Origin of the sequence: Plantactinospora soyae (assembly GCF_014874095.1) — a bacterium.
In the GTDB taxonomy this organism is placed as follows: domain Bacteria; phylum Actinomycetota; class Actinomycetes; order Mycobacteriales; family Micromonosporaceae; genus Plantactinospora; species Plantactinospora soyae.
On record NZ_JADBEB010000001.1, the window covers coordinates 1,432,374 to 1,446,880 of the forward strand.

The window sequence follows — 14,507 nt, forward strand, 5'->3', positions numbered from 1 at the left end:
AGTGGCTACCGCGCGAGCTGATCCACGTCGGCCGGCTGCTGCTCCGGAGCCGGCAGCCCGGCCCGGCCGGCGACGGTCTCGTACAGCGACTCGAGCAGGTGCGTCTGCTTCCGGAGGTCGAAGTTCTCCTCCACGTGCCGCCGCGCCCGGCGACCGAACCGGGTCCGTAGCTCCTCGTCGTCGAGCAGCCGCGCGATGCCGTCGGCAAGCGCTGACCGGTCACCCTCGGCGCCGAGCAGGCCCGTCTCGCCGTGCAGCACCGCCTCGGGAATACCGCTGTGGTACGTCGAGACCGTCGGCAGCCCGAGGCTCGACGCCTCCAGAATCGTCGTCGGCAGCCCCTCGGAGTCCCCGTCCGACGCGGTCTTCGACGGCGAGACGAAGATTCTCGACTCGGCCAGATGCCGAGCCACCGCCGCCGGTTCCTGTGCACCCAGGAACGTCGCGGAAAGACCCAGCGCGGCGGCCCGCTCGCGCATCGGCTGCTCCAGTGGCCCCGAGCCGATCAGGAGCATCCGTGGCCGCCGTCCGCGCAGCATCCCGACGGCTTCGAGCAGGTCGTCGACGCCCTTCTTCTCGACGAACCGACCGACGAAGACGACATCCCACTTCTTCGGTACGGCCGACGGGTCGGCCGGGCCGGCCGCGAGCGGGACGCCGGTGTGGTGCACCAGCACCTTCGCGGGATCGGCACCGAGCGCCACCGCCCGGTCCCGGATGAACCCGGAGACGGCGAGCAGGAGGGTGGCCCGGTCGAACACCTGGCGCAGGTTCCGCCGGTACCGGACGCCGCGTACGCCCGAGGTGTCCGGTTGCCGCGTCACGTCGTACCCGTGCAGGGTGACGAGCAGTGGCACGCCGAGCTGTCGCGCCGTACCGCTGACCAGCCAACCGTCGTTGCCGAAGTGGGCGTGCACCAGCGCCGGACGCAGCCCGGCCAGCAGGTTCCGCAGCCTCGGCGACTCCCCGGTCAGCCGGAGCCGCAGGAACGCCCGCCGGTCCGCCGGGGTGTCGGGATAGGCGACGATGTCGGTGTCGGCGGCGATCGCCGAGGTGACCTTGGTGGCGCCGAGGAAGGTCGGCTGCCACCGGGTCAGCGCGTTGCCCTGGTTCCGGATGAACGTCTCCGAGGCGGCGAGCATCCCACTCCGCCAGATCACGACGCTCGGCTGCGGGTTGGGCTGGTGGGGCGGGGACGACGTACTCACGCGCCGATCTCGCCGACCCGCCCGGCCTCGCCGGAGAGCCGCCGGGCCGACTGGCCGGCCTCGACACGGTGTCGCTCCTGGCCGCCCCGGACGCTGCCGGCCTGGCTGGCGGATGCCGGGCGGGGTGGAGGGGCTGAAGCATTGGCGCCCGGCCGCTTCAGGACCCGGTCCCGCAGGCTGCGCCGCAGTTGCGGCGGGATCAGCCAGATCTGGGCGAACGCCAGGTAGTCGTACACGCCCGGTCGGCCGTGCCGGCGGGCCTCGCGGAGCAGGGTCCGGAACGCCGTCGCGCTCCGGGTCGGCGCCGCCATCGAGCTGATCACGCTCATCGTGAGCGCGGCGTACGCCCGTGGGGTGAGCAGCGGACGGCTCCGCTGGAGCCACTCGAACTGCTCCTCCCAGGACGTGTCGAAGGTGATCCGGGGCCGGTCCTCGTCCTGGTGCCAAAGCACGAGTGGCTCGGCGGCGAAGAGCAGGTCGACGTCGTCGTGGCTCAGCGCCCGCAGGGTCCAGTCGAGTTCCTGTAGCCGGCGCAGCCCGACGGTGAACGGCACCCGGCGGAGCAGCTCGGTCGGGGCCATGATCGTCGAAGTCTGGATGAAGCCGTCGCCGTGGAACAGTCCACGGCGCACGGTGAGGTACTCGCTGAGCGGCTCGCCCGCCGCCGGCAGCCGGCGGGGCATCACGAACTCGGCACGCGGGGTGCGGTTCACCAGCCGACTCGCCACGATCGGCATCCGGACCCGGGCGCTGCGCGCCAGGTCGAGCTGGATCGCGAGCTTCTCGGGAAGCCACTCGTCGTCGTCGTCGAGCAGCGCCGTGAAGGGGGCCCGGGCTTCGCGGACGCCGATGTTGCGGGCGTTCGGCGCTCCGCCGGACTTCGGCAGGGCGACCACCCGCAGCCGGGCGTCGCCGATCGCCGCGAGCGTGTCGCAGGTCGCGTCGTCCGGCCCGTCGACGACGACGATGACCTCAATGTCGTCCAGGGTCTGCGCCAGCACGCTCCGGACCGCCCGGGTCACCAGCACCGGTCGGTTACGGGTGGGAATCACCACGCTGACGCTAGGTGTAGAGGACATGAAGACCCGCTAACTCAGACATGTTGACGAGGGGTGTGTTTCGTGGCGCGATCCGGCGCTACCGGCGAAAACAGTATTGGCTGGGCGCGGTACGCGGGTTAATTCGCAGCGGCGAATGCACGTACATTCGAAAGGCAGGAGCCTGCCGTACGGTGTCCCGCACAGGGACCGACGAACCGCCGCTGAGCTGGGACACCTGTGCCCGGAGTTCGTAATCGGATGATTGCCGTACACTCGCCGAGGATTCGATCGGGGCCCGAGGAATCGAATTGGTGAATTCGAGGAATCGGGCAGGTGAATTTGCGGCGAATGGAGGACAGCGACCAATGGAGACGCCGGATGTCAGCGTGGTGGTGCCGGTCTACAACACCATGCCGTACCTGACCCGGTGCCTGACCTCGCTGGTGGAGCAGACCATCGGAACGGCCCGGATGCAGATCATCGCGGTGGACGACGGCTCGACCGATCGCAGCGGCCGGGAACTGGACCGCTTCGCGGCGCGTTACCCGGACCTGTTCACCGTCGTGCACCAGGCCAACTCGGGTGGCCCGGCCGGCCCGTGCAACCGGGCGCTGGACCTCGCCACCGGCCGGTACGTCTTCTTCGTCGGCTCCGACGACCACCTCGGCCCCCAGGCGCTGCACCGACTGGTCGACGCCGCCGACTCGTACGGCTCGGACGTGGTGCTGGGCAAGGTGGTCGGCGTCAACAGCCGGCACATCTACCAGGACATCTTCGCCCGCAACGAGGTGGAGATCAGCCTCTTCGACTCTCCGCTGCCGCGCTCGCTGGCCAACACCAAGCTGTTCCGGCGGGACATGCTGGAGCGGTACCGCATCCGCTATCCGGAGGACCTGCCGATCGGCAGCGACCTGCCGTTCACCCTGGAGGCCTGCTACCGGGCCCGGCGGATCTCGGTGCTCGCCGACTACGACTTCTACTTCGCCGTACGGCGGTTCAGCGCCACCAACATCACCTACCTCAGCCGGCACGCGCGGCGGCTACGGACCGTCGAGGCCAACGTGGCGTTCGTCGCCGGGCTGATCGAGCCCGGCAAGCAGCGGGACGCGGTGCTGGCGTACCGGTTCGACCACGAGATCGCGGGGCTCGTCGAGGACGACCTCCTCCAGCTCGACCGGGCCACCCAGCAACTCGTGCACGACGGACTCGGTCGGCTGGTGGCCGAGCACCTCAGCGACGACATCGCCGACCGGCTGGGCCCGGAGACCCGGATCCGACTGGCGCTGACCCGGGACGGCACCCTCGACGACCTGCTCGCGGTGATCCGGCAGGACGCCGAGGGCGGCGTGCCCGCCACTGTGGTCGAGGGGTCCCGCCGGTACGCGGCGTACCCGGGATTCCGCGATCCCGAGCGGCACCTGCCGGACGCCTGTTTCGACGTCACCACGGTGCCGGACTGGGCGGCCAAGCTCGACGCCACCGGCCTGGCGTGGGAGGACGACGACCGGGGCGAGCGGGTGCTGACCGTCACCGCGCACACGCCGGTACCGCAGCTCGCGGCCCTCGGCGCCGAGACGTTGACGGTGAGCGCGGAGGAGATCCCGGCCGATACCCGGATCATCGCCACGGGTACGGCCGGCACCACCGTACGGATCAGGTTCAGCGCGGCGGATCTGCTCGCCGGCAGCGACCCGACCGGGCAGCGCCGGATCGTCTCCGCGCAGCTGGGGACGTTCGATCCGGACCGCGCCCTGGGTGCGGCGAGCGCCAACGGCGCGGCCGGTTCCGCCGCACTCCGCGCGCCCCGGCTGGACGGTACGGTGCCGCTGGTACGTCGACGCGGCGCCCGGCTCTACGTGATCACACCGACCCGGGACAGCTCCGGTCGACTCATGATCTCCGTAGTGCCGGTCACCCCGGACCGGGTCACCGCCCGGCTGCGCCAGTTGATCCGCCGCCGCTGACGAACGCGGGGCTCGGGTACGGGCGGCCGGCAAGGGCTCAGGTGCGCGTCGCCAACCCGTCGAGCAGGTACGTCAGTCCCTGCCGGAAGGTGACCTCCCAGTCCCGGTCGTCCAGGTGTCCGGTGTCGACGAGCGTGGGATACCGGTCCTGTTGGGCGGCAAGGTGTTCCCGGGCGGCCTCGCGGGGCGGCTGCGGGGAGTCGGGGCGCTGCCACGACGCCAACGTGACGGCGGACCCGATCACGTAATTGGCCAGGGCGTACGTGGCCGCCCCGAGGTCCGGCTCGACCAGCCCGGACCGCCGGAGCGCCGACTGGAGGAACTCCGTCCGGGTCAGCACGTTCGGACCGAGCATCGGTCGGCCGAGCAGCGCCGCCGACCACGGGTGGCGCAGCATCGCCGCCCGCCAGCCGAGCAGCAGACCCTCGACGTCGACCCGCCAGTCCCGACCCGCCCCGGCCTCGTCGTCCAGCCCGGCCTCGCTGTCCAGCCCAGCCTCGTCGTCCCGCCGGTCGGGTAGCTGTACCTCGCCGAAGATGTGGTCCAGGGCCAGGTCGACGACGTCGTCCTTGGTGGCCACATGCCAGTAGAGCGTGGTGGAACCGGCGTCGAGATGCTCGGCCAGCCGCCGCATGGTCAGCCCGCCGACGCCGCCCTGGTCCAGCAGTTCCACCGCCGCCGCGACGATCCGGTCCCGGCTCAGCGGAGGTCCGCTCCGGGACGGCCGTTGGGGTCGCAGCCACACACCCGTCATGCCCGGAGTCTAGTATGACGATCGATCACTAGAACGTTGTTCTAGTATCTAGACCGTCGGTCCAGAGTTCCGGACACCTCGCTGGAGGAGCCGTGGCGCACATCGAGATCAGGCACCTCGGCTACCGGCTGCCCGACGGGCGCCCGCTGCTCGACGACGTCTCCTTTCGGGTCGGGGACGGCGTCACCGCCGCGCTGGTCGGCCCCAACGGCGCGGGCAAGACCACGCTGCTGCGCCTGGTCGCCGGGGACCTGACCCCGACCACCGGAGAGATAGTCAGCTCGGGTGGCCTCGGCGTGATGCGTCAGTTCATCGGCTCGATCCGCGACCACCGCACCGTGCACGAACTGCTGCTCTCGGTGGCACCCGACCGGATCCGGCAGGCCGCCGACAGACTGCGCCAGGCCGAACGGGCGCTGGCCGAGCACGACGACGAGCCGACCCAACTCCGCTACGCGCACGCCGTCACCGAGTACGTCGAGGCGGGCGGCTACGACCTCGAAGTCGTCTGGGACGCGGTGACCACGGCCGCCCTGGGCCTGCCGTACGAGCGGGCCGGCAGCCGGGACGTCAACACCCTCTCCGGCGGAGAGCAGAAACGCCTCGTCCTGGAGGCCCTGCTACGCGGTCCGGACCAACTGCTGCTGCTCGACGAGCCGGACAACTACCTCGACGTACCGGGCAAGCAGTGGCTGGAGCGACAACTTCGGGCGAGCACCAAGACGGTGCTGCTGGTCTCGCACGACCGGCAACTGCTCGCCGAGGCGGCCGACCGGATCGTCACCGTCGAGGACCGGCAGGTCTGGGTGCACGGTGGCGGGTTCGCCAGCTATCCCGCAGCACGGCGGGATCGGATCGACCGGCTCGACGACCGGCGCCGACGATGGGAGGACGAACACGCCCGGCTCCGGCACCTGGTGCACACCGCCCGGCAGGGCGCCGCCCACAACGACGCGCTCGCCTCGGCGTACCGGGCGGCGCGCAGTCGTCTGGCCCGGTTCACCGACGCCGGACCACCGACCCGGCCGCCGAAGGAGCAGAACGTGCGGATCCGGCTGCGCGGTGGGCGTACCGGAAAACAGGCCCTGCTCTGCCAGCAGCTCGAACTGACCGGCCTGATGCGACCGTTCGACCTGGAAATCTGGTACGGCGAACGGGTCGCGGTGCTCGGCTCCAACGGCTCCGGCAAGTCACAGTTTCTCAGGTTGCTGGCCGGAGCCGGTGACGTCGGTCCGCCGGGCGGCCACCCGGTTGGCCACACCGGCACGGTGCGGCTCGGTGCCCGCGTCGTACCCGGATTCTTCGCCCAGACCCACGCCCGACCCGACCTGTACGGACGCACCCCCGCCGACATCCTGATGACCGGGTACGCGCTGCTCCGCAACGACGCCATGGCGGCGCTGGCCCGGTACGAGATCGCGCCCGCCTGGAACCAGCCGTTCCAGACCCTCTCCGGCGGGGAACAGGCCCGGTTGCAGATCCTGCTGCTCGAACTCGCCGGTGCCACCCTGCTGCTGCTCGACGAGCCGACCGACAATCTCGACCTGGCCAGCGCCGAGGCCCTGGAACACGGTCTGGCCGAGTTCGCCGGCACCGTCGTCACGGTCACCCACGACCGCTGGTTCGCCGCGCACACCGACCGCTATCTGCTGTTCGGGGCGGACGGGCAGGTCCAGGAGACCGACGAGCCGGTCTGGACGCAGGGTCGGGTCGACCGACCCCGCTGACCGCCGTCGGTGGGCGGGAACGAGCTGACCGGGCTACGGCACGTCGTAGGCGAGCAGCGGGGTGTTGTCGTACCGAACGAGTTCCAGCCGGAGCAGTTCGGACCGGGTGAACCGGGTTACCCCGGTGAAGGTGACGTCGTCGCCGGGTGCGGCCACCCACGAGCCGACCTGCTCCATCGCGCCGTCCGGGCCGTACGCGATCAGCCGGAAGGTGTACGCCTTCGTGTAGTCCGCCGTCTTCTTGTAGAGGCACTTCATCGTCACCTGGGTGCCCGACCTCGTGCCGTTGAAGCCGATCTCGGCACTTACCGGCACGGCGCCCCGGACCGGTTGCATGGCGGCCATCCGCACCTCGACGCCGCTTCCGCCACCGTCGCCCAGCGGAAGCCAGTTCACGCCCAGCCCGACGGCGACGGCCAGGCAGGCGGCGGCCAGCGTCACGGCGGCGAGCCGGATCCGGCCGACCCGACGGTCCCGGCGTCGTACGGCCACCGCCGATTCGACCAGTTTCGGCACCCGGGACTCGGCGGGCGGCGGTGCGGAGATCCACTCCAGTCCGGCCGGATCGAGCCGCCCCAGCAGCCCCGGCAGTACGGCGATCTCGGCGACCGCCTCCCGGCAGGCCGGACAGCCGGCCAGGTGCCGTTCGTACGCGGTCCGCTCGGCGGGGGACAGGGCGCCCAGCACGTACGCGCCATCATCGTGGGCGTACTCGCAGCGCATCACCCGGTCACCCCCATTTCCGCCAACACCAGGCGCAACGATCGCAACGCGTAGTGCGTACGCGACTTCACCGTTCCCGGCGGCACCCCCAGCCGGGCGGCCGCCTCGGCCACCGACCTGCCCTGGTAGAAGCACTCCACCAGCACCTCGCGGTGCGGCGGCGACAGCCGGTGCAGCGCCTCCGCGACCGTCCAGGCCTCCACCGCGCGGTCCGCCTCGTCGACCACCTGCGGCGGCTCGGGCAGGTCGTCGGTGATGACCTCGCCGACCCGGGCACTGCGCCGCCGCCAGGCGTCGATGGCGAGGTTCCGGGCGATGGTGAAGAGCCAGGCCCGGACGGATCCACGTTGCGGATCCATCGCCTCCGGATGCCGCCAGGCCCGCAGCAGGGTCTCCTGCACCAGGTCCTCGGCCCGCTGCCGGTCACCGTTGGTCAGCCGCAGGGCGTGCGCGAGCAGCGCCTCTCCGTGCTCGTCGTGCATGGCGCGCAGAAGTTGGGCGTCCCGGTCGCTGATGGTGTTCCTCGCTTCCCCGCTCGCTACGGCTGCCGGACCCCGTCGTCAGGTTTCACGTAATCCTCGGGCAAACGGTTCAACCCGATGTCCGGAAGGCACCCCTGGCTGCAGGTGTTCATGCGCGGTTCACCGGAGCGCCGGCCGCCGCTCACGGCGCACTTCTAGCGTCCGGCAGGCATGCGCCCGTGATCGCGATCCGGGTGGGCATTCCGAATCCTGCGAGGAGGCTCCATCTCCATGACCGAGCGACCCCGGCTGCTCCCTCTGCTCGGCCCGGCGGGCCACGGCGGACGTGACGCCATGACCTGCATCTACCGGTGCGGCAACGCCTGTTCGCACCCGGTGCCCAACGAGTCGGACAACCCGTACTTCGGGGATGTCGTCCACGCCGAGGTCACCCGCCGGGGCGTGGTCCGGGCCGGTGCGGTCGGCGCGCTGGTGCTCGGCTTCGGTGGCGCCGCGGCCGGTGCGCTCGTCGGCTCGCCGGCGCTGGCCGCCCCGGCCGGCGGAGCCGGACCGGTGGTCCCGGAGGTGGACAGCTTCGTCCCGAGCCGGCAGGGCGCCGGCAACGGTGCGCTGACCTTCAAGCCGATCCCGCCGAACAAGCTCGACACCCTGGTCGTGCCGAACGGGTACGACCACCGCGTCGTGATCCGCTGGGGCGACCCGGTGCTGGCCGGCGCGCCCGAGCTGGACGTGGAGCGGCAGAGTCCGGGCCGGCAGTCCCAGCAGTTCGGCTACAACAACGACTTCGTCGGCGTACTTCCGTTGGACCGCAAGGGCGAGCGTGCCCTGCTGGTGGTGAACCACGAGTACACCAACGAGAACCTGATGTTCCCGAACTTCACCAGCCTGGACGCGATGAGCGTCGAGCAGATCCGGACCGCGATGGCCGCGCACGGGCTTTCCGTGGTCGAGCTGGAGCGGGTCGGCCGCGGCGGCGAGTGGAAGCCGGTCCGCGACGGCAGGCTGCGGTACAACCGCCGGATCACCGCGCACACCACGAAGTTCGACTTCACCGGGCCGGCGGCCGGCTCGGCCTGGTTGAAGACGGCGGCGGACCCGAAGGGCCGGACCGCGATCGGCACCCTGAACAACTGCGCCGGTGGCATCACCCCGTGGGGCACGGTGCTCTCCGGTGAGGAGAACTTCAACCAGTACTTCGTGGGCGGCGACGGCGCACCGGAGCAGCTGAAGCCGAAGCTGGCCCGGTACGGCATCCCGACCACCGCCCGCTACCCGGCCGACAGCCGGAAGTGGGAGCGGGCCGACGAGCGGTTCGACCTCGCCAAGCACCCCAACGAGGTGCACCGGTTCGGCTGGATCGTCGAGGTCGACCCGTTCGACCCGGAGGCGAGGCCGCGCAAGCACACCGCGCTGGGCCGGTTCAAGCACGAGGGCGCGAACGTCATTGTGGCCAAGGACGGGCACGTCGTGGCGTACATGGGCGACGACGAGCGGTTCGACTACCTCTACAAGTTCGTCTCGGACAAAAAGTTCATGAAGGGCGACTCCTGGACCGCCCGGGAGCACAACCTCGGCCTGCTGGAGGCCGGCACGCTGTACGTGGCGAAGCTGGAGTACACCAGCGCCGGCGAGATCGACGGCTCGGGGAAGGTGCCGACCGACGGCGCGTTCAACGGCAGGGGCAAGTGGATCAAGCTGGTCCGGGGCAACGTCTCGTACGTGCCGGGGATGACCGCGGCGGACGTACTCACCTTCACCCGGCTCGCCGGTGACGCGGTCGGAGCGACCAAGATGGACCGTCCGGAGGACGTCGAGCCGAGCCTGCTCACCGGCAAGGTGTACGTGGCGCTGACCAACAACACCAACCGGGGCGTCGGCACCAACCCGGCGGCCGACGAGGCGAACCCGCGGATCAACAACAAGCACGGGCACGTGCTGGAGCTGGTCGAGAACAAGGGCGACAACGCCGCCGAGACGTTCACCTGGTCGGTGCCGATCGTCTGCGGCGACCCGACCGACGCGTCGACGTACTTCGCCGGGTACGACAAGACCAAGGTGTCGCCGATCTCCTGCCCGGACAACGTGGCGTTCGACGGTTCCGGCAACCTCTGGATCTCGACCGACGGCAACGCGCTCGGCAGCAACGACGGGCTCTTCGCCACCGCCGTCGAGGGGCCGGAGCGGGGCCACCTGAAGCAGTTCCTCACCGTGCCGCTCGGTGCGGAGACCTGTGGGCCGTTCATCAGCACCGACAACCGGTCGGTCTTCGTCGCCGTACAGCACCCGGGTGAGATCACCGGGGCGTCGGTGGAGAACCCGGCGTCGAACTGGCCGGACGGGGACTTCGCCAAGCCCGGTGTGGTGGTCACCTGGCGGCTCGACGGCGGCGTCGTCGGTAGCTGATCCGGAGTACGCGTTCCGTGGCCTCCTGCCACCCCGTCAGGGGCGGTAGGAGGCCACCTCGCGGTCCAACCCCGGACGCCGCACCGTCGATCCTGGAGCGTCGCCCTCAGGGCCGCCGGGGCGGCCTCAGACCTCGCTGGCGAGTCCATCGGCGACGGCGCGGGCCACCGCCAGCAGCTTGGCCCGGACCACCCGGGCCGAGGTCATCATCTCGGCGGCCGGCAGCGCGCAGGCGAGGACCACCCGGCGCTCCATGTCCTTGTCCGGGGTGACCAGCACCGCCGCGCAGGCGACGCCGTGCCGGAACTGACCCAGTTCCAGGTGCATGCCGCGCCGGTCACCGGCGGCCAGGTCGGCCTCGAACGCGTCGTTCGCCACCAGGGTCGCCGAGGTGAACGGCCGCATCCCGTACTCGCGCAGGTAGCGGAACCGCTGCTCCGGGGTGAGGGTGGCGAGCAGCGCCTTGCCCAACGCGGTGGCGTGGGCGCCCTCGTCGAAGCCGGGCACGAGATCCTCCAGGTACGGCGACCTCGGCCCCTCGGCGAGTGCGGTGATCGCCACCTGGCCGCCCACGAACCGGCCGAGGTAATGGCTGTAGCCGGTGTCCGAGGCGGCCCGCCGCAGCGACTCGCCCACCACGGGCGGCCCGCGGAACGCGGTCACCAACTCGCGGTACCGGTCGGCCACCTCCAGACCGACGATGTACGTGCCATCTTCGCGCCTGATCACGTAGCCCTCGTAGGCGAGCGTGCGCACCAGGTGGTACGTGGTGGCCACAGTCAACTCGCAACGCCGGGCTATCTGCTTAACGGTCAGGCCCTTCGGTGCCCGTCCGACCGCTTCGAGCACGCGCAACGCACGCGACACGCTGCGGATCAGGTCCGAAGGTTCCGCCAAGGGGTCGCGCACAACCACCTCCGCCGCCGGGGACTTACACATTATGAGAAACCGGGCGTCTGCGAAATGCCCGTTCGGATCGAGGATGCCAGATCTACGGCGACCGTGCGTGCAGCCACGGACACGAACGGTTCATACGGGCGGCTCGCGTAGGCTCGTCGCAAATGGCCGATTTCCCTGTGGACCCCCCTCCAGCCGTAACCTCTGCCAGCCTCACTCGTACGGTCCTCGGCGCCACCATCATCACCGTCGCCGGCGTACTTCCGGTATTCCTGGTCGGTGGACTGGCCGTACAACTCGGCGCCGAACTGCACCTCACCCCCGCTGGGCTGGGCCTGGCGGTCGCCGTCTACTTCGGTGTCAGCGCGCTCGCCTCGGTCCCGTCCGGTGCGCTCGTCGAGCGGTACGGGCCGTCCGTGGCCGCCCGGGGCAGCCTGCTGCTGGTCGCCGCCACCATGCTCGCCATCGCCGCCGTGGCACACTCCTATCCGGTCCTGCTCGCCCTGCTGGCGCTCGTCGCCCTGGCCAACCCGCTCGGGCAGATGTCCAGCAATGCCGCGCTGGCCCACCAGGTGCCGCCCGGCCGGCAGGGCCTCTCGTTCGGGATCAAACAGGCTGCCATCCCGGCCGGCACGCTGCTGGCCGGAGCCGCCGTACCGGCCGTCGCGTTGACCGTCGGCTGGCGCTGGGCGTTCGTACTCGCCGCCGGGCTCGCGCTGGCCACCCTGGCGCTCGTACCCACCGGTCGGGCCGCCGCCGCGAGCCCGGCGCGGCAACGCGGTGAGCGGGCCACCGGCGCCCTCGTGATGCTCGGCCTGGCCGCCGCCCTGGCCGCCGGTGCCGCGAACGCACTCGGCACCTTCCTGGTCTCCTCGGCTGCGGCCCGGGGCCTCTCCCCGGGGCTGGCCGGGTTGGTGCTGACCCTCGGCGGCGCCGTCTGCCTGGTGTCCCGGGTCCTCGGCGGTTGGCTGGCCGACCGGCGTACCGGCGGGCACCTGAACACCGTCGCCGGGATGCTCGTGGTCGGTGCCGTGGGGCTGAGCCTGCTGCACCTGGCCGGCCCGGTGGCGCTGCTCCTCGGCGTGGCGCTGGCCTTCGGGCTGGGCTGGGCCTGGCCCGGGCTGCTGAACTTCGCGGTGGTCCGGTTGCATCCACAGGCGCCGACCGCCGCCACCTCGATCACCCAGACCGGGGTGTACGCGGGCGGCTGCCTCGGTCCGCTCGGCCTGGGCGCGCTCGCCGGCCGACTCGGCTACCCGACAATGTGGCTGGTCGCGGCGGTGACGATGCTGCTTGCCGCCGGATTCATGCTGATCGGTCGCCGGATGTTGTTGCGGGCCATGAATCGTCGGTAGATAACGGGACTAGTGGGATACCTGGTCGTATGAAATCATTTCGCCGGTATGTGCGCCCCCGCTTACCCCCTGGCAGGAGACGAGACGGATGAACCGCAACCGCCCGGTCGGGCGCCTCGCGGTACTGGCGCTGCTGCTCTGCCTACCGGTCGCGGCCGCCGGCTGCGCCGGGCAGGAGGGGGAGTGGGATCCGGTGGAGTTCGGCACACCGAGCCCCGCCTCGGCGGCGTTGCCGATCCGGGTCGACGAGGACGACGTGATGGGAGCCGCCCGCTGGCCGAGCGCCTGCCGCTTCCTCACCGACGGCGAGATCCGGACGCTCCTGCCGCAGGCCGAGAGGATCCAGCGCAAGCCGACCGCGGTCAGCGTCTTCTCCTTCGACGAGGAGCAGCGACAGCACGCGCCCGAGGGTTCGTGCCGGTTCGACTTCTGGCTGCGGGACGTGACGATCGAGGACGTGACCTCGGGCGTCAAGCTGAGCATCGTGGCCATCGCCGACCCGTCGATCATCAGCGACCACTACAGCGAGGAACTCGCCAGCGCCCGGACCCGCAGTGACCGGGAACCCGCCGTCGACCTGGGCGCCTCGCTCGGGCCCGAGGCCTGCTACACCTGGCGTGAGACGTCGAAGCTCTTCCCCGTCGTGGTGTGCCGACAGGGCCCCCTGATGTACGACGTCAGCGGCACCGGCTACGGCGACATGCAGGGCGTACCGGAAGGCGATCTGGTCGCCCAGGGCGAGGCCTGGCGTGACCGGGTGCAGATCCCGATCGCACAGATCATCGCCACGAAGGTGCCGGCGACGGGCTGAGCGGTTAGGAAGGGGCCCTTCTTCTACCGGAAGCGATAGGAAGGGGCCCTTCCTTACACCTTCAGCCGGTGCGGTCGGCGATGAAGTCGCAGAGGGACTCCAGGGCCTGCCGAGGGCCGCCGTGGGGTAGCGGTGCCAGCCGGGACCGTGCCTCCTCGGCGTAGCTACGTACCGTCTCCCGGGCCCTCTTCAACGCCGGGGACTCGCGGAGCAGGCCGAGCGCCTCGGCGTGCAGCGCGTCGTCGGTGACCGGGCCCCGGGACAGGATGTCGCGGAGTCGGACCGATGCCGCGTCGCCGTCGTCCGAGCTGAGTGCGTAGAGGACCGGCAGGGTCGGTACGCCTTCCCGCAGGTCGGTGCCGGGGGTCTTGCCGGACTGCACCGACTCGGAGGCGATGTCGAGCAGGTCGTCGGAGAGCTGGAAGGCCATCCCGACCGTCTCCCCGTACCCGGCGAGAGCCTCGGTGTGCGCGGCCGGCGCACCGCCGAACATCCCGCCGAAGCGCGTCGACGTGGCGATCAACGAACCGGTCTTCTCCGCGATCACGTTCAGATAGTGCCGAACCGGGTCCTCGCCGGCACGCGGACCGACCGTCTCGGCGATCTGGCCGTGCACCAGCCGGGCGAAGGTCCGGGCCTGCAACCGCACCGCCTCGGTACCCAGGTCGGCCGCGATGTCGGCGGCCCGGGCGAACAGGTAGTCGCCGACCAGGATCGCCACCGAGTTGGTCCAGCGCGAGTTGGCGCTCGGCGCACCTCGACGCACCGGCGCCTCGTCCATCACGTCGTCGTGGTACAGCGTCGCGAGGTGGGTGAGTTCCATCACCACCGCCGCCGGCACCACCTGGGCGGCGGTCGGATCCCCGAACTGCGCCCCGAGAGCCACCAGCAGCGGCCGGAACCGCTTGCCGCCGGCATCCACCAGATGTCGGGCCGCCTCCGCCACCAGCGGATCGGCACTGTTGATGTTCGTCAGCAGCGCGGTCTCCACGGTGACCAGCACACTGGCCACCGACGCCTCGACCTGGGCATCGACGAAGTCGATCCCGAGCGCACCCATTCCGTCAGCCGTTCCCCCCACGCCATCAACCATGCCACACCCGCCGGCCAACCCCTGGTGGGGGGCAGTTGACGAATGGCCGG

12 protein-coding genes are annotated in these 14,507 nt (G+C 71.0%); 5 read left to right on the forward strand and 7 right to left on the reverse strand.

Annotated features, from left to right (window positions below):
- Positions 1 to 5: 5 nt before the first annotated feature.
- Positions 6 to 1,208, reverse strand: coding sequence for a glycosyltransferase (locus H4W31_RS06315; RefSeq protein ID WP_318783051.1), 1,203 nt, complete (start codon positions 1,206 to 1,208; stop codon positions 6 to 8).
- Positions 1,205 to 2,287, reverse strand: a complete 1,083-nt coding sequence (locus tag H4W31_RS06320; protein WP_192765792.1) for a glycosyltransferase family 2 protein — start codon at positions 2,285 to 2,287, stop codon at positions 1,205 to 1,207. Before H4W31_RS06320 ends, H4W31_RS06315 begins: the two co-directional genes overlap by 4 nt.
- A 326-nt stretch (positions 2,288 to 2,613) precedes the next feature.
- On the opposite strand from H4W31_RS06320, the gene H4W31_RS06325 reads away from it, so the two are divergent.
- Positions 2,614 to 4,212, forward strand: coding sequence for a glycosyltransferase family 2 protein (locus H4W31_RS06325; protein ID WP_192765793.1), 1,599 nt, complete (start codon positions 2,614 to 2,616; stop codon positions 4,210 to 4,212).
- Between the two features lie 37 nt (positions 4,213 to 4,249).
- Here the strand turns inward: H4W31_RS06325 and H4W31_RS06330 are convergent, their stop codons facing one another.
- Complete coding sequence (locus H4W31_RS06330; protein ID WP_192765794.1) at positions 4,250 to 4,966, reverse strand: TetR/AcrR family transcriptional regulator; 717 nt, start codon at positions 4,964 to 4,966, stop codon at positions 4,250 to 4,252.
- A gap of 92 nt (positions 4,967 to 5,058) precedes the next feature.
- On the opposite strand from H4W31_RS06330, the gene H4W31_RS06335 reads away from it, so the two are divergent.
- Entirely contained in the window at positions 5,059 to 6,693 is a 1,635-nt protein-coding gene (locus H4W31_RS06335; RefSeq protein WP_192765795.1) for an ABC-F family ATP-binding cassette domain-containing protein, read from the forward strand.
- Between the two features lie 33 nt (positions 6,694 to 6,726).
- On the opposite strand, the gene H4W31_RS06340 is transcribed toward H4W31_RS06335, so the two are convergent.
- Both H4W31_RS06340 and H4W31_RS06345 read right to left on the reverse strand, forming a co-directional pair.
- On the reverse strand, positions 6,727 to 7,419 hold the full coding sequence (locus tag H4W31_RS06340; protein ID WP_192765796.1) for an anti-sigma factor family protein: 693 nt from the start codon (positions 7,417 to 7,419) through the stop codon (positions 6,727 to 6,729).
- Complete coding sequence (locus tag H4W31_RS06345; RefSeq protein WP_192771885.1) at positions 7,416 to 7,931, reverse strand: sigma-70 family RNA polymerase sigma factor; 516 nt, start codon at positions 7,929 to 7,931, stop codon at positions 7,416 to 7,418. The genes H4W31_RS06340 and H4W31_RS06345 overlap by 4 nt, the downstream gene beginning before the upstream one ends.
- Positions 7,932 to 8,168: 237 nt before the next feature.
- Here H4W31_RS06345 and H4W31_RS06350 point away from each other — a divergent pair, with 237 nt between their 5' ends.
- Positions 8,169 to 10,301, forward strand: a complete 2,133-nt coding sequence (locus H4W31_RS06350) for a PhoX family protein (protein WP_192765797.1) — start codon at positions 8,169 to 8,171, stop codon at positions 10,299 to 10,301.
- Between the two features lie 126 nt (positions 10,302 to 10,427).
- Here the strand turns inward: H4W31_RS06350 and H4W31_RS06355 are convergent, their stop codons facing one another.
- Positions 10,428 to 11,210 carry an IclR family transcriptional regulator gene (locus H4W31_RS06355; protein ID WP_192765798.1) on the reverse strand — a complete coding sequence of 261 codons (783 nt, stop codon included), beginning with the start codon at positions 11,208 to 11,210 and terminating at the stop codon, positions 10,428 to 10,430.
- 152 nt (positions 11,211 to 11,362) lie between these two features.
- Between H4W31_RS06355 and H4W31_RS06360 the strand changes: the two genes are divergently transcribed.
- Both H4W31_RS06360 and H4W31_RS06365 read left to right on the forward strand, forming a co-directional pair.
- Positions 11,363 to 12,553: an MFS transporter gene (locus H4W31_RS06360; RefSeq protein ID WP_192765799.1), complete on the forward strand. Its 1,191-nt coding sequence runs from the start codon at positions 11,363 to 11,365 to the stop codon at positions 12,551 to 12,553.
- Positions 12,554 to 12,641: 88 nt separating this feature from the next.
- Complete coding sequence (locus H4W31_RS06365) at positions 12,642 to 13,364, forward strand: hypothetical protein (protein WP_192765800.1); 723 nt, start codon at positions 12,642 to 12,644, stop codon at positions 13,362 to 13,364.
- A gap of 61 nt (positions 13,365 to 13,425) precedes the next feature.
- Here the strand turns inward: H4W31_RS06365 and H4W31_RS06370 are convergent, their stop codons facing one another.
- Positions 13,426 to 14,457 (reverse strand): polyprenyl synthetase family protein, encoded by a 1,032-nt coding sequence (locus H4W31_RS06370; RefSeq protein WP_192765801.1) that lies wholly within the window; start codon positions 14,455 to 14,457, stop codon positions 13,426 to 13,428.
- Positions 14,458 to 14,507 lie beyond the last annotated feature (50 nt).

What these genes read in the sequence shown, in the direction of transcription:
- H4W31_RS06320 (WP_192765792.1), bottom strand. Translation starts at nt 2,287, where the DNA reads ATGTCCTCTACACCTAGCGTCAGCGTGGTGATTCCCACCCGTAACCGA.
- H4W31_RS06325 (WP_192765793.1), top strand. Translation starts at nt 2,614, where the DNA reads ATGGAGACGCCGGATGTCAGCGTGGTGGTGCCGGTCTACAACACCATG.
- H4W31_RS06330 (WP_192765794.1), bottom strand. Translation starts at nt 4,966, where the DNA reads ATGACGGGTGTGTGGCTGCGACCCCAACGGCCGTCCCGGAGCGGACCT.
- H4W31_RS06350 (WP_192765797.1), top strand. Translation starts at nt 8,169, where the DNA reads ATGACCGAGCGACCCCGGCTGCTCCCTCTGCTCGGCCCGGCGGGCCAC.
- H4W31_RS06360 (WP_192765799.1), top strand. Translation starts at nt 11,363, where the DNA reads ATGGCCGATTTCCCTGTGGACCCCCCTCCAGCCGTAACCTCTGCCAGC.
- H4W31_RS06365 (WP_192765800.1), top strand. Translation starts at nt 12,642, where the DNA reads ATGAACCGCAACCGCCCGGTCGGGCGCCTCGCGGTACTGGCGCTGCTG.
- H4W31_RS06370 (WP_192765801.1), bottom strand. Translation starts at nt 14,457, where the DNA reads ATGGTTGATGGCGTGGGGGGAACGGCTGACGGAATGGGTGCGCTCGGG.